This window comes from Bacteroides sp. BFG-606, assembly GCF_024788145.1.
In the GTDB taxonomy this organism is placed as follows: Bacteria; Bacteroidota; Bacteroidia; order Bacteroidales; family Bacteroidaceae; genus Bacteroides; species Bacteroides vicugnae.
In genome coordinates this window covers 5,560,562-5,580,259 of sequence record NZ_JANUIL010000001.1, presented here as the reverse complement: position 1 = coordinate 5,580,259, position 19,698 = coordinate 5,560,562, and the positions used below count along the sequence as shown (strand labels likewise).

General features: G+C 41.9%; 14 protein-coding genes and 2 pseudogenes. 12 read left to right on the top strand and 4 right to left on the bottom strand.

Annotated elements, in window-relative coordinates; genetic code table 11:
* Positions 1-3: 3 nt before the first annotated feature.
* The 3 genes and pseudogenes from NXV01_RS21610 to NXV01_RS21600 form a co-directional block, all read right to left on the bottom strand.
* Complete coding sequence (locus NXV01_RS21610) at positions 4-1,176, bottom strand: glycosyltransferase (RefSeq protein ID WP_195649459.1); 1,173 nt, start codon at positions 1,174-1,176, stop codon at positions 4-6.
* A 56-nt stretch (positions 1,177-1,232) separates the two neighbouring features.
* Positions 1,233-2,258, bottom strand: coding sequence for an AI-2E family transporter (locus tag NXV01_RS21605; protein ID WP_004300618.1), 1,026 nt, complete (start codon positions 2,256-2,258; stop codon positions 1,233-1,235).
* Positions 2,259-2,315: 57 nt separating this feature from the next.
* A pseudogene (locus tag NXV01_RS21600) lies at positions 2,316-2,477 on the bottom strand (ATP-binding protein); the annotation flags it as partial.
* Positions 2,478-3,326: 849 nt separating this feature from the next.
* On the opposite strand from NXV01_RS21600, the gene NXV01_RS21595 reads away from it, so the two are divergent.
* Genes NXV01_RS21595 through NXV01_RS21575 form a run of 5 tightly spaced genes read left to right on the top strand, consistent with a single transcriptional unit; the run spans position 3,327 to position 7,255 of the window.
* Entirely contained in the window at positions 3,327-3,458 is a 132-nt protein-coding gene (locus NXV01_RS21595; protein ID WP_255299422.1) for a hypothetical protein, read from the top strand.
* The gene (locus NXV01_RS21590; protein ID WP_148364874.1) at positions 3,458-4,489 is read left to right on the top strand and encodes a pesticidal protein Cry7Aa; all 1,032 of its coding nucleotides are present in this window, start codon (positions 3,458-3,460) and stop codon (positions 4,487-4,489) included. The genes NXV01_RS21595 and NXV01_RS21590 overlap by 1 nt, the downstream gene beginning before the upstream one ends.
* Entirely contained in the window at positions 4,486-5,757 is a 1,272-nt protein-coding gene (locus NXV01_RS21585) for a glycosyltransferase (RefSeq protein WP_259023214.1), read from the top strand. Before NXV01_RS21590 ends, NXV01_RS21585 begins: the two co-directional genes overlap by 4 nt.
* Complete coding sequence (locus NXV01_RS21580) at positions 5,681-6,679, top strand: hypothetical protein (RefSeq protein WP_259023213.1); 999 nt, start codon at positions 5,681-5,683, stop codon at positions 6,677-6,679. The genes NXV01_RS21585 and NXV01_RS21580 overlap by 77 nt, the downstream gene beginning before the upstream one ends.
* A gap of 33 nt (positions 6,680-6,712) precedes the next feature.
* Positions 6,713-7,255, top strand: coding sequence for a DUF2500 family protein (locus tag NXV01_RS21575; RefSeq protein ID WP_148364876.1), 543 nt, complete (start codon positions 6,713-6,715; stop codon positions 7,253-7,255).
* 406 nt (positions 7,256-7,661) lie between these two features.
* On the opposite strand, the gene ddlA is transcribed toward NXV01_RS21575, so the two are convergent.
* On the bottom strand, positions 7,662-8,750 hold the full coding sequence (gene ddlA, locus NXV01_RS21570; protein ID WP_259023212.1) for a D-alanine--D-alanine ligase: 1,089 nt from the start codon (positions 8,748-8,750) through the stop codon (positions 7,662-7,664).
* Positions 8,751-9,009: 259 nt separating this feature from the next.
* Here ddlA and NXV01_RS21565 point away from each other — a divergent pair, with 259 nt between their 5' ends.
* The 7 genes and pseudogenes from NXV01_RS21565 to NXV01_RS21535 all read left to right on the top strand — a co-directional run bounded on the left by NXV01_RS21565 (position 9,010) and on the right by NXV01_RS21535 (position 19,676).
* The gene (locus NXV01_RS21565) at positions 9,010-11,487 is read left to right on the top strand and encodes a carboxypeptidase-like regulatory domain-containing protein (protein ID WP_259023211.1); all 2,478 of its coding nucleotides are present in this window, start codon (positions 9,010-9,012) and stop codon (positions 11,485-11,487) included.
* Positions 11,488-11,526: 39 nt separating this feature from the next.
* Positions 11,527-12,600, top strand: a complete 1,074-nt coding sequence (locus NXV01_RS21560; RefSeq protein WP_259023210.1) for a sensor histidine kinase — start codon at positions 11,527-11,529, stop codon at positions 12,598-12,600.
* Positions 12,597-13,707, top strand: a pseudogene (locus NXV01_RS21555) (sensor histidine kinase). The gene NXV01_RS21560 and the pseudogene NXV01_RS21555 overlap by 4 nt, the downstream one beginning before the upstream one ends.
* On the top strand, positions 13,704-14,420 hold the full coding sequence (locus NXV01_RS21550; RefSeq protein ID WP_259023209.1) for a LytTR family DNA-binding domain-containing protein: 717 nt from the start codon (positions 13,704-13,706) through the stop codon (positions 14,418-14,420). Before NXV01_RS21555 ends, NXV01_RS21550 begins: the two are co-directional and overlap by 4 nt.
* A gap of 64 nt (positions 14,421-14,484) precedes the next feature.
* Positions 14,485-15,033 (top strand): RNA polymerase sigma-70 factor, encoded by a 549-nt coding sequence (locus NXV01_RS21545; protein ID WP_148364879.1) that lies wholly within the window; start codon positions 14,485-14,487, stop codon positions 15,031-15,033.
* Positions 15,034-15,118: 85 nt separating this feature from the next.
* Positions 15,119-16,288 carry a FecR family protein gene (locus NXV01_RS21540; protein WP_259023208.1) on the top strand — a complete coding sequence of 390 codons (1,170 nt, stop codon included), beginning with the start codon at positions 15,119-15,121 and terminating at the stop codon, positions 16,286-16,288.
* Positions 16,289-16,298: 10 nt separating this feature from the next.
* Positions 16,299-19,676: a TonB-dependent receptor gene (locus tag NXV01_RS21535; RefSeq protein ID WP_259023207.1), complete on the top strand. Its 3,378-nt coding sequence runs from the start codon at positions 16,299-16,301 to the stop codon at positions 19,674-19,676.
* Positions 19,677-19,698 lie beyond the last annotated feature (22 nt).

Genomic DNA, 19,698 nt, shown 5'->3' with positions numbered 1-19,698 from the left:
GGTTTATCTTCTCATGAAATCCCCTTTTCCCCGGAAGAAACGGCAGAGTTTGAACTTCAATGACTGTACAGGTTGGATAAGGTCGAAAACAGGTAACGAGAAATAGTATTTCCGTCCTCCACCCATTTCTTTGGCCGTGCGGTTGATAACGACAGCTTGTATTGTAAAGCGCAGTAACCAGATCAGGAATGCGATGCCTGCTACCAGCCAGTGGAAATTAAGAATCCCGAATACGATACCTGCTATACAGGCAGCATAGAATAACAAACGGGAGAATGTCTCAAATCCCAGAAGATAACGCTGTATTCCATGGTAGAATCTGGCAGTAGCCATATAACTAACCTTTTCTTCTTTCCAATCTTTGTAGCGATATACGGGCTGTATTCGTGTGGTAGCGTTGAAGTCTGTTTCAACACGGGTGTTGGAGGAGGTAGCTAGCTCATTAATGAATAAATCATCTTCTCCACGTTGCAGATTCAGGTATTTGGAGAAACCTTTCTGTTGAAAGAATAGTTCTTTTCGGTAAGCCAGGTTGCGTCCGATACCGATATAAGGTTTTCCGGCTAGCGCGAATCCCAGATAGCGCAAGGACTGGAATAAAGCGTCGAATGCAGTACGTTTGTGCAACCATCCTTTTGTGCGGTCATATCCGCTATATCCCAACACAATTTGAGTCTGTGGAGTGAAATTACGTGCCATCAGTTTTAGCCATTGGTTGCTGGCGGGCATACAGTTTGTTTCCGTAAATACCAGCCAGTCATGTTTGCTGGCTTTGATGCCTAACGTCAGAGCCAGTTTCTTATGACTGATATAGCGTGCACTTTCGGGCGTAAAACTATGGTAAAGATGAGAATATTTTTCTTCCATCACTCCCAGTATATCCTCGGTATCATCTGTGGAAGCATCATTGATGACAATCACTTCAAATTGTGGATAGTCCTGTTCCAGAATGGCAGGTAGAATTTTACGAAGATTTTCAGCCTCATTGCGTGCGCAGAGAATCACGGAAAGTGGAGGCTGTTCTCGTGTGAAATGCGCCTCTTCTTTGTCCACAGCCTTATTATGGACATGTATTCGATTGTACAGGCCGAAATAATAAATGAGCTGAATGATAAAAAGAATACCTGCCGCCGATAAAAGAATCAGTTCGACAGTATTGAATGTAAATGTTTCCATCAAATTTTAGTGTCGTTTTTACAGCCGCAAAAGTACACAATTTTTCGGTAGTTCCGTCATCTCGATGGGAGGTTATTTCGCAAGTCGAGATATTCTTTCTTGAACATATCCACAAAAAGAAAGAATAATGAAAGCAACAGCGGACCGAAGATGACTCCCATAAACCCGAATATCGGCAGACCGATGACTACTCCGAAAATAGTGATAAGCGGATGTGTATCCGCCATCTTCTTTTGAAGGATGAACCGGATGAGGTTGTCCGATTGCGATACGACGATAGCCCCATAGCCAAAAAGCCCGATTGCGTTGAACCAGTCTCCACTGATGGCAAGATAAGCGGCTACGGGAAACCATACCAATGCCGTACCTACCATCGGAATGATGGTTGCAAAGCAGGTCAGGAATCCCAGCATCAGTATGTTGGGTGCTCCGAAAAGCAGATAGCCTATCATAGCCACGCCTCCCTGGATGATAGCCAGTAAGGGAATACCGATAGCATTGGAACGGACAATCATATTGATTTCGTGAATGACTTCCTGCGTATTGGTTTCATTAAATGGCAGAATGTCATTGACATAAGCTTCCATCTTTTTTCCTCCAATCAGCATGAAATAAAGCACAAATATCATGACGAACAGGTTGATGGCAAGGCTGCTGATGCTTTCCATTATAATTTGTCCGATACGGGGAAGTATGGACATGATGAATGACAGCGTATCTTTTCCCAATACATCGTATCCTGTTTTCTCTTTGATGAATTCTGCTACCTGTTGAATAGGTGCAATATAGGTCTGTGGATCCAGATTGATATCCTGTAACTTGTTTGCCACCATCCAGACAGTCAACCCCAAAGGGATAAGAAAGACGAAAATCGTTTCTGCGGTAATCAACAGTGCGCTGATGCTTCGTTTCAGCTTTCGTTTTTCTACCAGATGATTCATCTGTCCGCGTACAAGAATGTAGATGGTGAGTGCTCCCAGCAATCCCCCCAGAAAAGGAGTGATTTGGCGGAAGATGATGACTCCCATAAACAGGATGATGACAATGAGGGAATATTTCCAGTATTGTTCTTTGGTGCTCATATCGTGTAAAATTCGTTTATATGATAATAAACACTCGAAGACCGTGAAAGGTTTGTTTTACAGTGAAATGTCGATATGAAAAACTGTTTTACCGGGACGGCTTTCCAAAATAGACAGATGACCGTTGTGGTTACGGATGATTTGTCGGCAGAGACTTAACCCGATACCGGTTCCTTCAGATTTGGTGGTGAAGAACGGAATGAATACTTTTTCCTGCAGGATAGGTTTCAGCTGGTCGTATTGGGCTAATTGCTGGCATCCAAACAAGGTCAGTGCGGCACTGCGATCTCAAAGCATGGTTCTTTATAGTACCTGTATTGCTGATGCTGTTTATCTCATTTGTGACAGTGGCTTTCCAGACAATGAAAATAATAATGAGCAAACCTGCTCGTTCATTACGATATGAGTAATCTCTGAATCTACTCCATCGGATATTCGTTAATATCCGATGGATTTATGTTAAATGTTAACGAAACTGTTACTTCTATTAAACCATGTTATAAGATACGCTACTTGAGCCTGAAAATTTGGAGATATGCAGAAAGTCCGTATCTTTGCAATGTGTTTTTCATAGTATTAGATTTAAGGTTAACAAAAGATTGGCTGTCTGGGATAGATAGCCTTTTTTTTATGCTCTTTTCCAAGCAGAAAGATAGCGTCACTATCCGGTCGGGATGGTTACCCTATCCCATGAATATACCGTCACTATCATAAGTGGATACCGTCACCATGTTTAAAATGAGTTTTTTCTGTCTTTTCTATTATTCTATCATTCTCATCCTATCGTGAGTTGTCAATAAAATTCCAATATGCTTATTGGTTGGAATGGTAATTTGGTAAAGTGTTGATATTTAACGGCATTTATTGTTTGGATCTTATATGCTATGTTTTTGTACTTATAAGTATTCGTTGGCTATTCATTTGCTACCTTAAATGTACTTTACTGTTATAAAAGAATAATAATCAGAAGTTTATCGTATTACCGGAAATTAATACCGTAACTTGCAGAAAAGGAAATCCCGTCTATTTTATCCCCGAATATAAACTATCCTAAAAAAGAAATGAATTATGAAAGGTCAAGAGAAAAAAAGAGAAGCAAAGAAAGAAAAGTCGGACAAGAAGATTAAAGTACTGACTGATTATCAGAGAGAGAAGCAGAGTAAGAGTGACAAAGGAATGAGTATAATACCAAGGACATAATGGTACATGTAAAAAGGGAAGGTGTTATATTGGAAAGAACTTCGCTTGAGTTTGAGAACGAAGGTGTGATGAATCCGGCAGTGATTGCCGAAGGAAATACGGTGCATATGTTTTATCGTGCAGTCAAAAAAGGAAACTATTCATCCATCGGTTATTGCCGGCTTGAAGGTCCTTTGACGGTGGTAGAGAGGGATGTGGCTCCATTGCTGTTTTCCGAGTTTGAGTATGAGTGCCAAGGAGTGGAAGATCCCCGGATCGTAAAGATAGAGGATCTCTATTATCTCACTTATACAGCCTATGACGGATACAGTGCTGTCGGTGCTCTCGCCGTTTCTTCGGATTTGAGACATTTTGAGAAGAAAGGCATCATTACTTCCCAGATAACCTATCCGCAATTCCGGGAACAGCTTCGTACCCAGCAGGCCATTATCAGTAAATATTTCCGCTCCGGCAATAAACGTGAGGCAACTAACGAGAAAGGGCATCCGCTTTATATGATGGATAAGAACGTAGTGTTCTTTCCCCGGAAAATCAACGGGAAGTTTTATTTTATGCATCGTATTCGTCCTGACATCCAGTATGTGGCGGTAGAGCGTTTTGATATGCTGACGAAAGAGTTCTGGAAAAGATACTATCAGAATTTCGCCAAACGCATCCTGCTGGCGCCTTATCACGATCATGAATCAAGTTACATCGGAGCCGGATGTCCCCCGATAGAGACAAAAGCCGGTTGGCTGTTGATTTATCATAGTGTATATGATACTCCTTCCGGCTATGTTTATTCCGCCTGTGCGGCTTTGTTGGATATAGACAATCCGGCTATTGAAATAGCCCGTTTGCCTTATCCGTTGTTCACTCCCGAGGCAGAATATGAACTGTCCGGTGTAGTCAATAGAGTTTGTTTTCCAACGGGCACAGCCCTGTTTGGCGACACTCTCTATATCTATTATGGAGCAGCCGACAAATATGTGGCTTGCGTGTCAGTGCAACTGACAGAGTTGTTAGATGAATTAATAAAACAAATCAAATGAGAAAAATAATATGTATTACTACTTATCCTCCTCGTGAATGTGGCATAGCCACTTTTGCCCAGGACTTGATCCGGGCTATCCTTTCAAAGTTTGGAGAATCTTACTCCATAAAGATATGTGCAGTGGAGTCCGATACGGAAAAACAGACTTGTACGGAAGACGTCGAGTATGTTCTTGATACGTCGGATATTTCTGCATATGCTACTTTAACCAGACAGTTGAATGAAAATTCTGAAGTTAAAATGGTGCTGGTGCAGCATGAATTCGGATTATATGCAGCGCAGGAAGAAGCTTTTCTGCAAATGTTGCAACAACTTCTCAAACCCGTGATTCTTGTCTTTCATACAGTACTTGCGCAACCTTCACCCGCCCTTTACCGGAGTGTGGGAAGAATGATGGCTACCTGTGCGAATCTGGTAGTCATGACACAAAACTCCCGGGAGATTCTCCTGCGGGATTATCAGGCAGATGGAGATAAAATTACGGTGATTCCTCACGGTACCCATTTAGTATCGTTCAGAGATAAGAGCAAATTAAAAGATTTTTATCAGCTTTCGGGCAGGCGTGTGCTTTCTACCTTCGGGCTGCTCAGTCCCGGCAAAAGTATCGAAACCACATTGGATGCCTTACCGGCCATTGTGAAGACGAATCCTTCTGTGATATTCCTTATTATCGGCAAAACGCATCCGGGGGTACTGAAAGTAGAAGGAGAGAAATATCGTAATCTGTTGGAAGCGAAAATAAAGGAGTTGCATCTGGAAGAACATGTGCTCTTTATCAATCAATATCTTGAACTTCCCGTCTTATTGGAATATTTGCAGTTGACAGATGTGTATCTTTTTACTTCAAGTGACCCGAATCAGGCAGTGAGCGGGACATTTGTTTATGCGTTAAGCTGCGGATGCCCGATTATAGCTACCCCTATTCCCCATGCATTGGAATTGTTGAGTGATGATTCCGGTATCATCTTCGACTTTAAGAATTCGGAGCAGTTGTCCGAAGCTGCCAATCATCTGCTTGCTGATGAAAAGTTGCGGACTCAGATGAAACTGGTCGGTCTGCAGAAGACAGCGGCTACAGCTTGGGAAAATGTGGCTATTGCCTATGCGTCTCTTTTCCAGAAAACGGGCAGGGGGGGAAGAGGAACTGATTTACTCTCTGCCTCCCATAGACACTTACCATATCCGGCGCATGAGCCGCCAGTGGGGAATTATCCAGTTTTCGAAAGGAAATCGTCCGGACAGTTCCACCGGCTATACATTGGATGATACGGCACGTGCGTTAATGGCGATGTGTCAGGTGGTTGCTACGGGACAGGGAAAAGTGAAAGAGCGGTATGTCAAGACCTACTTGAATTTTATCCGTTACTGTCAGCAGCCGGACGGCTCTTTTTTGAATTACGTGGATAAAGATGGAATATTCACTTCGCAAAATGAGGAAGTGGGACTGGACGATAGTAATGGACGGGCTGTTTGCGCTTTGGGATATTTTATTTCTTGTGCCGGGCATTTTCCCGCTCCGTGGAAAGAGGAGGCGGAAGCTATTCTCAAGCGTACCTTCCAACGGTTCGACCGGATAGAGTCTCCCCGTAGCATTGCTTTTATGCTCAAGGGATTCTACTATTATAGCCGTGAATGTCCTTCGGCGCAGACCGATGCGTGCATCTGGCTGTTGGCCAATAAACTGGCGCAGATATATCGTCGAACGGCAGAAGTGCATTGGCGATGGTTTGAGGCATATCTCACTTATGATAATGCCATTTTGCCGGAAGCAATGTTGTTGGCCCATCTGGCTATTGGCAGAGAGGAGTATAAAGAAATAGCCCATGAATCTTTCGAATTCTTATTGAAAAAAGTATTTGTAGGCAATCGTATTCAGGTGGTTTCCAATCAGGGATGGATGCACAAAGGGAAGAGCAGTCATGGATTTGGAGAACAGCCCGTAGACGTGGCGGGCATGGTGATTGCTCTGAAGACCTTTTATCAAGTATTTAAGGACGAAAAATATCTTCGTATGCAAAAAGATGCTTTCAACTGGTTTCTGGGCAATAACCATTTACATCAGATTGTTTACAATCCTGCTACCGGTGGTTGCTATGACGGACTGGAAGAAAATAACATCAATTTGAATCAGGGAGCGGAATCTACCGTTTGCTATTTGATGGCACGACTGTCTCTTTTATCTGACTAATTCTGTATATTTGCAGGCATAAACTGCAATGTTATGAAATCGGTATTTATTAAGGTGCTTCGTGTACTGATGCTTTTTATAGTTATTATTTCGTGTGCTGTCGGTTACGTTGTTTATGAAGATACGTTGGCCAGTTGGTGGATACCTGTCGGAGTGGCTTTAGTGATTGCTATTCTTACACTTCCTCTTTATAAAAAGTGGACATGGTTGACGGCAGGAAGTGATAAAACCCTCAATCTGCTTTGCCATGTGGTTTGTGTGGGAGCTGTCAGCTATGCATTGTTTCTGGTGGGAAACTATTGTCTGGCGGATCCTGCTTCCACGCAGGATGAAAAAGTTATCGTGCAGAAGAAACTTCAGAAGACGTATAAGAAGACACGCCGGGTAGGTAAGCGGCGTTATGTGTCGGATGGTGTGCGTAAGGAATACTATCTACAGGTGGCCTTTGAGAATGGAACTGTGGAAACGTTGCACGTATCACTCTCTACCTATAATAAGACCCGGCAAGGCAAAACAAAGACACTGACTTTGCAGAAAGGATTCTTCGGGCTTCCAGTGATAACGAAAGGACTTTAAAATATAATTGCTGCAAGAACTTCCGGAACTGTTCTCTCTTGCAGTCTGTGAAGGGGAAAAGGGATTCCGGTGTGGAAACCGGATCGGAAAGGCTAGACAATAATATAATATATACTATAAATCTTTTCATTTATAGATATATTTTAAAAAGAGATCTATCATACTTATTCCTTTGATAATTAGAATAATATTAAAATGAATGGTGGTATGATAGATCTTTTTTTACTATGTAATATTTAGCTCATCCATACGGAAATGAACTGTTTAGGATATGGTTGTATTGAGTAGCTCATTCTTTTCAAACCAATAGTTTTTTATATCATATTAAAAATAGAACATTCAGATTGAAAAAGGTGTATGACTTTTCTGGTTGATTTTTATTCTTCATGTCAATAAAGTCTTGTATTTATTTTATATTTATCGATAGTTTTCTATCACGTTCGTTCTTTTGTAAGGCCAGAGAAATTAATTTCGTAATTAAGTCCGTATAAGAAACTCCGGAATGTTCCCATAGCTTAGGATACATACTGATTTCAGTAAAACCGGGTAATGTGTTTATTTCATTCAGTACGAATCTATTATCATTTGTAAGGAAGAAGTCGACTCTTGCCATACCTTCACAACAAATAACTTTGAAAGCCTTGACAGCACAACTCCTGATAGATTCCGCTATGTGACTATCTATCCGGGCTGGTATCTGTAAAGTTGCTCCGGTGGAACTGATATATTTGGCATCATAAGAATAAAAATCTTTTGTGGCGACAATCTCCCCAACGACCGATGCCCGTATGTCCTCATTACCCAGCACTCCACATTCTATTTCTTTTCCGATAACAGCTTCTTCTATAAGAATTTTATTGTCAAACAGGAATGCGGTTGATAGGGCTGTCTTATACTCGTCTTTGTCCGTCACTTTACTGACAACCACTGACGAACCGGCATTAGCGGGTTTTACAAAAAGGGGAAGCCCTAATGTTGACGATATTTCTTCAAAAGAGTACTCTATAGGATTCTGCTTATATAAGGTAAAAGAAGCTGCAACAGGAATATCGGCGGCTTTCAACAGTCGTTTCGTTACATCTTTGTCCATTGCAATGGCCGAACCTAGTATATCAGGACCGACAAAAGGTACATTCATAGATTTAAGAACTCCTTGCAATGTACCGTCTTCTCCATACGTGCCATGTATAATAGGAAATGCAGCATCAATACTTGCTAAAGTGCTGTTAGTTTCTTTGCTTATAATCTCAATCTTTTCTTTCGAATGAGATAGATAGACACTTGTTGCATGAGCGAAATAATCGTTCTTTGTTAAATTAATATCAAATTCATCATATTGCGGATTATAGAACCATTCTCCTGATTTGTCAATGCCAATTAAGAGAGGGATGAACTTCGTTCTGTCTATGGCATTGAAGATATTGGTTGCCGACTTTAATGAGACTTCGTATTCGGCAGATTTACCACCGAAAATAATAGCAATAGTTGTGTTCATAAGTTATTTGCGATAAAAATGGATGCGAATTTAGATGAAATAAATGAATTTGTATTCATAATACATCGTGATTTTGTCGTGTAAATATGAATTGATTGTTTATCCTTCTGTTCCGAAAGGAGAGAAAAAGTCGTAAAGAGAATAATAAAGTCTTGCTAATCCCGTATTTTGTCTACAAACAAGCTGTGTTCGTCTCATTGGAAAAATAAGTGATGTCCTATCCTTTATCTTCGTGTCGAAATAGAAAACAGAATAAGTCATGAAGATGAATAAAACTATGTTGCTGGAAGAAGTAGCACTCCGTTCGGGAGTATCAGTAGATGAATGCGGAGTAGTACTTAAAACCTTAGAAAGAGTTTTAAGTGAGGAGCTCACGCGGAAAATGTATCGTTATGGAGGATGGATATTGTTATTAATTGCTTTATTTGTGTCTGTAGCTGCTTTCGGGCAGACGGCAGAGCGTAAAGGACGTCCGGTGCAGACGATTCGCGGGATTGTAGTAGACGGAGATTCGAAATATCCTATACCGTATGCGACTGTGAAATTGTCAGATAAGGAAGGAGTAGGGACGACAACGGACAGTCTCGGACGTTTCACCCTTCCGCAGGTCCCTGTCGGAAGACATACGGTAGAAGCAGCGTTCATGGGGTATGAACCCGGCATTTTCAGAGAAATATTGGTGACTTCCGCTAAAGAAGTCTATCTGGAAATCCCTCTGAAAGAGAGCGTGAACGAACTGAATGAAGTAGTGATCCGGGCACGGACAAACAAAGAGGAAGCGATGAATAAAATGGCTACCACCGGGGCGCGTATGTTGAGCGTGGAAGAAGCGAGCCGTTACGCAGGCGGGTTTGACGACCCTGCACGTCTGGTTTCCGCTTTTGCCGGAGTGGCACCCAGTGTTTCATCCAATGGCATTTCCATTCATGGCAATGCGCCCCATCTGCTGCAATGGAGACTGGAAGATGTTGAAATCCCCAATCCGAATCATTTTGCCGATATCGCTACGTTGGGCGGAGGAATCCTTTCTTCCCTTAGTTCGCAAGTGCTCGGAAATTCCGATTTCTTCACCGGAGCTTTTCCGGCTGAATATGGAAATGCCGTATCCGGCGTGTTCGATATGAAGCTGCGCAACGGTAACAATCAAAAGAATGAAAACACGATTCAGGTGGGAATCATGGGGATTGATGTTGCTTCCGAAGGCCCGTTGAGCAAGAAGCATAAGGCATCTTATATCTTCAATTACCGTTACTCTACCACCGGACTGCTGAATCTTGACGGAGGGACAATGGATTATCAGGACTTGAACTTCAAGCTGAACTTCCCGACAAGGAAAGCCGGAATATTCTCCGTCTGGGGAACCAGCCTGATAGATAAGTTCAAAAGCGACATGGAACGTGACACAGAGAAATGGGAGTATCTGGGCGACCGTAGCGAATCGAAAGACAAACAGTATATGGCAGCCGGAGGTATCAGCCACCGTTATTTCTTCAATAATGATGCATCATTGAGAACGACCGTTGCCGCCACCTATTCGCAACTGGACGGAGGGGCATCTTTGTTCAATCATGCTTTGGAGTCCACTCCCTATATGGATCTCGAGTCGAAACATACGAACCTGATACTGACGACCACTTTCAACCGTAAATTCAGCAACCGGTTTACCAATAAGACAGGATTTACCTACACCGCTATGTTTTATGATATGAATCTGTCCATTGCTCCTTATGAAGCCCAATCACTGGAAACCGTATCTCAAGGCAACGGCACCACCAGCCTGATTTCCGCCTACAACAGCTCTTCCGTAGGATTGGGCGAACGGTGGACACTGAATGCCGGTATCTACGGGCAGTTGCTGACGTTGAACAACAAATGGTCTGTCGAACCCCGTGTGGGACTGAAATGGCAGACTGCTCCGAAAGCTACCTTTGCGCTTGCTTACGGTATGTACAGCCGCATGGAGAAAATGGATGTCTATTTCGTGAAAATGAAAAGGACGGAAAATAAGTCCGTCAACAAAGACCTGGATTTTACTAAGGCACAGCACCTCATGTTGTCCTTCGGTTACAAGATTTCCGACCGCATGAATCTGAAAATAGAACCTTATATCCAGTTCCTTCACGACGTACCTGTAATGGCAGACAGTTCGTACTCCGTACTCAACCGCTCCGACTTCTACGTAGAAGATGCATTGGTCAATAAAGGAAGAGGGCGTAATGTGGGAATTGACATCACCCTTGAACGTTTTTTGGAGAAAGGACTTTATTACATGATTTCAGGCTCTTGGTTCGACTCCCGTTACCGCGGTGGAGACGGTGTATGGTATAACACGAAGTTCAACCGTAATTATGTCATCAACGGACTGATTGGCAAGGAATGGATGCTGGGACGCAACAAGCAGAATATCCTTAGTGTCAACCTGAAACTGACTCTGCAAGGAGGCGACCGCTATTCTCCTTTCGATAGGGAAGCAACGATGAATCATCCGGACAAGGAAGTGCAGTATGATGAAACGAAAGCATTCTCCAAACAGTATTCGCCCATGTTTATCGGTAATTATACAGTCAGTTATCGCATTAACAAACGGAAAGTATCTCATGAATTTGCCGTGAAGGGACTAAACTTTACCGGAGCAAAAGAACACTACGGGCATGAATATAATGTGAAAACCGGGAAAATAGATGCGACTGATGGTTCTACGGTATTGACAAATGTGAGTTATAAACTTGAATTCTAACTGGAAAAGTTCTATCTTCGTCTTTTAAATATAAAATGAATGATAACTGAAACTGCTACGGCAAGTAAAGAATCCACCTTATTGTACCGATTTCTCACAAGCCCGGAGCTTCGATGGGGGCGTTATCTGCTGCTTATTGCCATATTAAGCGTGATTTCCTTAAATCAGGTCTTTATTATTTTTATAGACTACCGGGAGGTATTGGGGGAATGGGTTTATGTGTTTACCTTTTTGTACCTGCTCGCCTATCTTGCCGTGATCTATCTGAATCTTTTTCATTTATTCCCGCAATATTTGCTGAAAAGACGTTATCTGGCTTATCTGTCACTGCTCTCTGCGGCCATGATAGCTGCACTCGTAATGCAGATGGTAACGGAATATACTGTTTTCTCAAATTGGCCGGAGCTTCAGGTGCGGAAATATTACTTCTCGCTACCTATGATAATGGATTATATTTCTTCCTTCTTGCTGACCACGCTCTGCATGATAGGAGGGGCGGTGACGTTGCTTTTGAAAGAGTGGATGGTAGACCATCAGCGTGTCTCGCAAATGGAAAAAGCCCATGTGCTGTCGGAAGTGGAGCAGTTGAAGGAACAGGTGAGTCCCGAACTCCTTTTCAAGACACTGCATCGTGCGGGACAACTCACGCAGGACGATCCGGAAACAGCCTCGAAGATATTGATGAAATTAAGCCAGTTGCTCCGTTATCAACTTTATGATTGCAGTAGGGCCAAAGTTTTGCTTGGCAGTGAAATTACTTTCCTTACCAACTACCTGACATTGGAACTGAATTTTCAGCTCCGGTTCAGCTACTTGTTTACTTCGGAAGGAGACGTGAACCGGATGTTGGTTCCGCCCTTGCTTTTCGTTCCTTTTGTGAAACATATAGTGGAGCAGATAAAACAGCAGGTATCGGCTCCTGTTTCTTTGAATATCCATCTGAAAGCGGAACAGGGCACGATATGGTTTACTTGCCTTTGTCCGGAAGTCAATCTGTCGGCGGATAAAGGGCTGGAACGAATCAGACAGAGATTGAACTTGCTGTATGGCAATCGTTACGGGCTATTATTGACGGAATGTAGTATACAACTGGAACTGAAAGGAGGCGAATGATGGGATGGAAAGAAGATGATAAAGGCAGGACGGGCAGAAACCGGAATGATAAAAGCATAAAAGAGTTGACAGTCCCCTCTTTTCTGTTGAGTCCTCATTACAGGATATACAGGCATTTGCTGTTACAGGCGGTGCTCTTGTTGATTGCCATCAATGTTTTTGGGTATGAGCCTTTGCAGGGTGTTTCCCTCTGGCGTCGTTTGGGAGGATGCTTTGTGTATTTTGCATCAATGAACATAGTGATATATGTCAATTTGTATTTATTGGTTCCCTGTCTTTTGCTGAAGAATCGTTGGGGGGAGGTATGTGCTGGCGGCTTTAGCTACAAATATAGCAGTGATTATCTTTCTTTCGGTTACTCAAGGATTGCTTTTCGAGGTGATTCTGCCGGGTAATCCTGATCCGTATACAACTGCTATCAATGTGATTTCCGGGTTGCTCACTATCGGATTTCTCACGGCAGGTTCCACGACAATATCTTTGTTTACCCATTGGCTTCGCTACAATCTGCGCATTGACGAACTCGAGTCCACTACTTTGCAATCCGAACTGACATTTCTCAAGAATCAAATCAATCCGCATTTCCTTTTCAATATGCTGAATAATGCCAATGTCCTGATAAAGAAAAGTCCGGAAGAAGCTTCCAAAGTACTTTTCAAACTGGAAGATTTGCTACGGTATCAGATTAATGACAGTTCGCGTGAAAGAGTTTCGTTGGCTTCGGATATCCGTTTCCTGAATGACTATCTGAATTTGGAAAAGATACGCCGTGACAATTTCCAGTTTACGTTGAGGCAGGAGGGAGAAGTGGATTCCATTTGGATTCAGCCTTTATTATTCATTCCTTTTGTGGAAAATGCGGTGAAACATAGTTTTGATAGTGAGCATTCTTCGTATGTCCATGTCTTTTTTAAGGTGGAGGCTCACCGGCTGGAATTCCGGTGTGAGAATTCTAAACCGGCTGTTGCAGTCCAGCAGGGTAAAGTCGGTGGAATCGGACTTGCCAATATTCAGCGTAGATTAGGATTACTGTATCCTGAACATTATAAGTTGGAACAAAGAGAAGATGAAAATCTCTATTCTGTAATTTTAAGTATAACATTATGAATTGTATCATTGTAGATGATGAACCCTTGGCACGTGAGGCCATGAAATTATTGATAGAAGAATCCGATAATCTCCAGTTGATAGGCAGTTTTAACAGTGCTGCAACTGCTTCCGACTTTATGGAGCAACAGGGAGTCGATCTGGTTTTTCTGGATATTCAGATGCCTGGGATTACAGGAATAGAGTTTGCCCGTACGATTTCCAAAAAAACACTGGTTATTTTCACCACAGCCTATACAGAATATGCGCTGGATAGCTATGAAGTAGATGCAATCGACTATCTGATCAAGCCTGTCGAAGCGGAACGTTTTCAAAAGGCGGTGGATAAAGCGTTATCCTACCATTCTCTATTATTGAAAGAAGAGAAAGAAGCTATTGAAACGATTGTTGCCGCTGAATATTTCTTCGTAAAGGCAGAACGCCGGTATTTCAAAGTGAATTTCTCCGATATTCTCTTTATTGAGGGATTGAAAGATTACGTCATTCTGCAACTGAACGACCAGCGTATCATTACTCGCATGAGCTTGAAAGCTATATTCGATTTATTACCTAAATCTACTTTTTTGCGGGTGAATAAATCCTATATTGTTAATACCGATCACATCGAGTCATTTGATAATAATGATATATTTATAAAATCGTATGAAATTGCTATCGGTAATAGTTACCGGGACGACTTTTTTGAGGGTTTTGTAATGAAACAAAGATTGTGATTTTTCATTTTTGTTTGGTTACATAATTTTCAAATGGTATATTTGTAACCAAAATAAAGAATACGTGATTGGCACAACAGACTATATTAGTATTAAGTTAACTGATGAGACGCAGTTTCGTTCTATATTCGACAAATATTACATATCTCTATGTATGTTTGCTAATCAGTATGTCGAAAATGATGCATTAGCGGCTGATATTGTTCAAGAGTGCTTTGTGAAGTTGTGGCAGTTGCGTGATGATTTCATGTATGTGCATCAGATTAAATCATTCCTCTATACGTCGGTACGCAATAAATCTTTGAATGAATTGGAACATACCAAGGTCATGAACGAGTATGCACAGAAAGTTTTGGAAATGAGTAAAGATTCTTTTTTTCAAGACAAGGTCATAGCAGAAGAAAGTTACCGGATATTGGTGGAGGCCATTGAAAAACTGCCACCACAAATGAAAAGCATTATGCAACTGGCGCTTGAGGGAAAAAGCAATCCGGAAATTGCTGAAACACTGAATATTTCCGGCGAAACGGTACACTCCCAAAAAAAGATTGCCTACCGTAAATTACGTGTATATTTGAAAGACTATTATTACTTGGTTTTTTACTTTTTATAGTTTCTTTTAAAAAAAAACATTTTTAATACACCCTGATTTTCAATTCACCTGTTTTAGTATAAACAACGATTAAAACATGTGAATTATGATAAACCAACATTTCTATATTGCAAGACTCATTGCCAGATACTTATCTGATGAAATCGGGGAAGAGGAACAGGTGGTATTGACCCGGTGGAGAAATGAATCACTCGAAAACGAACGCCTTTTTCAGGAAATCTGCAAAGAAGAGAACATAAAGCAGAATATGCAGAAGCGGCAAACTTTCCATGCAGAGGATGGATGGGAGGGAGTGCAAAGAAAAATCCAACGCCATCGGTTCAGACATCGGATACTGAATATATGTAAATATGCTGCTATTTTCATCTTTCCGGTGGTTATTGCTACTGTTGCAATATATAAGAGCGGTAATGAACCCCAGCCGTTATCTCAAGCAGCGGAACAAATTGTTCCGGGTGGTAAGAAAGCCGTTCTTATTCTGGATAATGGAGAAGCAATTGATTTGAAGTCCACCTTCGGCGTGGAATTGAAAGAAAAAGACGGTACAGTCATTCAGGTGGATTCTACGGCATTGAATTATCACCATACTTCCGCCCGGACATCCGAAAAACTTGCATATAATAAGGTAAACGTTCCTCGTGGTGGTGAATATCAGCTGACGTTGAGCGATGGAAGTAAAGTACAGTTGAATTCTATGAGTTCCATCCGCTTCCCTGTTCAGTTTGCACAGGATTGCCGTTTGGTAGAACTGGAAGGAGAGGCCTATTTTGAAGTAAGCAAAACCGGACAGCCTTTTATCGTGCAAACCAAAGGGATGAAAATAGAAGTATTAGGAACTACTTTTAATATATCAGCTTACCCAAACGAAGAATATCAGACTACACTTGTCAGCGGTTCTGTAAAAGTACAGACTGAAAATGGAAGTAACCGGATTTTGAAACCATCGGAACAGGCTTGTATTACTCCGGGCAGCAACCAGATCAATGTACGCAATGTAGATACTGCATTTTATACTTCATGGATACATGGAAAGATCAATTTCAAAGATCAGCGATTGGATGACATCATGAAAACTCTTGCCAGATGGTATGATATGGATGTAGTCTATGAGAATGAAGCGACAAAAGAGTTACGCTTCGGCTGCTATGTTAACCGCTATAATGAGATTACCCCATTGGTGAAATTGTTGGAGCAAACGGGTAGAGTAACTGTCACAGTAGAAGGAAAAACTATCAAAATATTCACTAATCATTAATCCCTGTTTTATGGAAAAACTACGTAATGTTGCCAGATTTGGGAAATATGGAAAACGTCTTTGTATGATGTTCCTTTTTCTCTGTATTACGACTTCAGGGCTGATGCGCGCATCTGTATTCGCACAGACCACGGTTACAGCCAAATTCAGAAATGTAACACTGAATGAGGTTCTTTGGGAAATTCAGAAACAAACGGACTTTACTTTTATCTACAGCACAAATGATGCGAAGAAAGTCAGAGTGGAAAATCTGGATGTGAAGAATGAGCTGATTTCTGAAGTGCTAAACAAGTGCCTGCGAAATAGCGGACTGACTTATACGGTTCATGATGGAGTAATTGCCATCCGTAAGGCTGAACCCGTTAGGACGGAAACTGTTGCACGTGAGAAATATACGATTACAGGGAAAGTAATTGAAGATAGTGGAGAGCCGATAATCGGAGCTAATGTCATCGTGAAAGGTACAACTAATGGTATGATGACTGATATGGACGGTAATTTTCATCTGGAAGTTACAGACAAGAAAGTGACTCTGATAGTTTCTTATATCGGTTATACGTCACAAGAAGTCATTGCAACTCCCGGCAAGCCGATGAGTATAATCCTGAAAGTGGATAATAACCTGTTGGACGAAGTGATTGTAACGGGATATGGTACTTTCAAGAAATCGGCTTATGCAGGTTCTGCCAGTATCGTAAAGACAGATGCTGTGAAAGATGTGCCTAATGTATCTTTCCAACAGATGTTGGAGGGGGCGGCTCCCGGTGTCAGCGTAAATACCGGTTCGGGTATACCGGGTTCGTCAACGTCCATCCGTATCCGTGGTATGGGTTCGTTCAATGCCTCCAATTCTCCGCTGTATGTAGTGGATGGTGTTCCCGTATTGTCGGGTAATATTGGTGCATCCGGTAGTGATTCCGGTTTGGATGTAATGTCTACTTTGAATACATCGGATATTGAAAGCATCACTGTTATCAAGGATGCCGCTGCTGCTTCACTTTATGGTTCACGTGCAGCGAATGGCGTTGTCATTATTACTACGAAACAAGGAAAAGCAGGTAAACCGGTCTTTAAATTGAAATCGGATTGGGGATTCTCTAATTTTGCCATGCCTTTCCGCGAATTGATGGGCGGACAGGAACGTCGTAACCTGATCCACGAGGGGCTTCGAAATTATGCTTTAACTTATAGCGGTAAGACCGATGATGAGGTAGGACTTCATCAGGGGATGACCGAGAATGAAGCATGGGCTTATGCCGATTCAAATATTGACCAGTATGCACCGATCCCTTGGTGTGGTTTTGTGAATTGGGATGATTATCTGTTCCGTAACGGTAGCCACCAGAATTACGAGTTTTCAGCTTCCGGCGGACAGGAAAAGATTAAATACTATACATCTATCGGCTATATGAAGCAGGATGGTGTTACGATAAACTCCGGTCTGGAACGTATTTCTGCACGTTTGAATGTAGACTATCAGATGGCTAAATGGATGAATATCGGTGCAAAGATACAGTTCTCCAAAGTGAATCAGGATACTTATTCGGAGGGTACATCGTATACTTCTCCAATTTACGGTACGCGTAATGGAGCTACACCATCTGACCCTATATGGAATGAAGACGGCACCTGGAACCGTGCATTAATCAAATTGGATGACCGTAACCCGATGTTATCAAATTCTTATAATTTTAAGAGAGAATATGCGACTCGTTCTTTCAATACCGTATATGCATCATTCGACATTTGGAAAGGAATCAAGTTTGCGTCTACATTCAGTTATGATTTTGTGATGAACAAGTCTCGTGCATGGAAAGACCCGCGTACCAGTGACGGTGACGATGATAACGGACGTTTCAGCAAAGATTATAATGATATTACCAATATGACATGGTCTAATATTCTGACTTATCAGACAAAGATTAAGAAAAAACACAATCTGGACCTTTTGGCTGGTTATGAAATCAACAGTAAGGAGTCGGATGGATTGGGAACTACTATCTCTAATTTTGCACGCTGGGATAAACCGGAAGTCAACAATGGTGTAGTGTATCAGAGTATGGGAGGTTCTAACAGTACGACGCGTATTGTTTCTTATATTACGCGTGCCAACTATGATTATGACAACAAATACTATCTGGGAGCGAGTTGGAGAACAGACGGAAGTTCGCGATTGGCGAGAGAGAATCGTTGGGGAAATTTCTGGTCGTTGTCCGGTGCATGGAGAGTGAGTAGCGAGAGTTTTATGAAACCTCTTCAGAACTGGTTAAGTGACCTGAAACTTAGAGTCTCTTACGGTGTGAACGGAACATTGCCGTCTTCTTATTATGGCTATATGGGATTGAGCAGTCTGACCAGTAATTATAATGACAATCCGGGTATCACGCAGTCGCAACTGGAAAACAAGGAACTGACTTGGGAAACCAACTACAACTTCAACTCCGGTATCGACTTGGGATTCTTCGACAACAGGCTGAATGTTACATTTGAATATTATGTCCGTACAACGAAAAACCTGCTTTACAGCCGTCCATTATCTCTTGCAACAGGTTTCTCCAGTTATCTTGCCAATATTGGTAAATTACAAAACAAGGGATATGAATTGGAAATTCGTTCAACTAATATCGAGACAAAAGATTTTCGTTGGAGCACCAGTTTGAATCTGGGACATAATGCCAATAAAATCCTGAAGTTGGACGGAGATTTGAAACAAGTAACCAGCGGGACATCTATTCATAAGGTCGGTTTGCCCTATTCTACCTATTACATGATTGAATTTGCAGGCATCGACCCGGCAGACGGCGAACCGATGTTTTATAAGAATACGACGGATGAAAATGGAAACCTGAACAAAGAAACTACTAAAGATCCTCGTAGTGCGGAAAAAGTGATACTGCAATGTGCCGATCCTACTATCACCGGTGGACTGGGTAACAGCATCTCTTATAAGTGGTTTGATCTGAATTTTAACGTGAATTTCTCTTTTGGAGCATGGAACTATGACGGCTCGGCAAGCAAACTGGAACATGGTGGCAACGGAACACTGAACATTCCTATTTATTACCGGAAACGCTGGCAGAAGGAGGGCGATGAAACTAACATTGAACGTTTTGTGATCGGTAGATCTATATCAATGACAGACTATGCTACGACACGCCGTTTATATAGTGGAGATTATGTTCGTCTGAAGAATCTGACTTTCGGCTTTACACTGCCGAAGACATGGACCCGGAAAGTGGGTATAGACAATATACGTCTGTATGCATCGGGCAATAACCTGCTAACTTGGGCGGCATACGATTATATTGACCCCGAATCGGGTTCATCACCTAGTTGGGATACTCCTCCGATGAGAACCTATACATTCGGTTTGGAAGTGAAATTCTAAGTGCATTAATCTATAAATGAAT

What these genes read in the sequence shown, in the direction of transcription:
- NXV01_RS21610 (WP_195649459.1), bottom strand. Translation starts at nt 1,176, where the DNA reads ATGGAAACATTTACATTCAATACTGTCGAACTGATTCTTTTATCGGCG.
- NXV01_RS21605 (WP_004300618.1), bottom strand. Translation starts at nt 2,258, where the DNA reads ATGAGCACCAAAGAACAATACTGGAAATATTCCCTCATTGTCATCATC.
- NXV01_RS21595 (WP_255299422.1), top strand. Translation starts at nt 3,327, where the DNA reads ATGAAAGGTCAAGAGAAAAAAAGAGAAGCAAAGAAAGAAAAGTCGGAC.
- NXV01_RS21590 (WP_148364874.1), top strand. Translation starts at nt 3,458, where the DNA reads ATGGTACATGTAAAAAGGGAAGGTGTTATATTGGAAAGAACTTCGCTT.
- NXV01_RS21585 (WP_259023214.1), top strand. Translation starts at nt 4,486, where the DNA reads ATGAGAAAAATAATATGTATTACTACTTATCCTCCTCGTGAATGTGGC.
- NXV01_RS21580 (WP_259023213.1), top strand. Translation starts at nt 5,681, where the DNA reads ATGAGCCGCCAGTGGGGAATTATCCAGTTTTCGAAAGGAAATCGTCCG.
- NXV01_RS21575 (WP_148364876.1), top strand. Translation starts at nt 6,713, where the DNA reads ATGAAATCGGTATTTATTAAGGTGCTTCGTGTACTGATGCTTTTTATA.
- ddlA (WP_259023212.1), bottom strand. Translation starts at nt 8,750, where the DNA reads ATGAACACAACTATTGCTATTATTTTCGGTGGTAAATCTGCCGAATAC.
- NXV01_RS21565 (WP_259023211.1), top strand. Translation starts at nt 9,010, where the DNA reads ATGAAGATGAATAAAACTATGTTGCTGGAAGAAGTAGCACTCCGTTCG.
- NXV01_RS21560 (WP_259023210.1), top strand. Translation starts at nt 11,527, where the DNA reads ATGATAACTGAAACTGCTACGGCAAGTAAAGAATCCACCTTATTGTAC.
- NXV01_RS21550 (WP_259023209.1), top strand. Translation starts at nt 13,704, where the DNA reads ATGAATTGTATCATTGTAGATGATGAACCCTTGGCACGTGAGGCCATG.
- NXV01_RS21540 (WP_259023208.1), top strand. Translation starts at nt 15,119, where the DNA reads ATGATAAACCAACATTTCTATATTGCAAGACTCATTGCCAGATACTTA.
- NXV01_RS21535 (WP_259023207.1), top strand. Translation starts at nt 16,299, where the DNA reads ATGGAAAAACTACGTAATGTTGCCAGATTTGGGAAATATGGAAAACGT.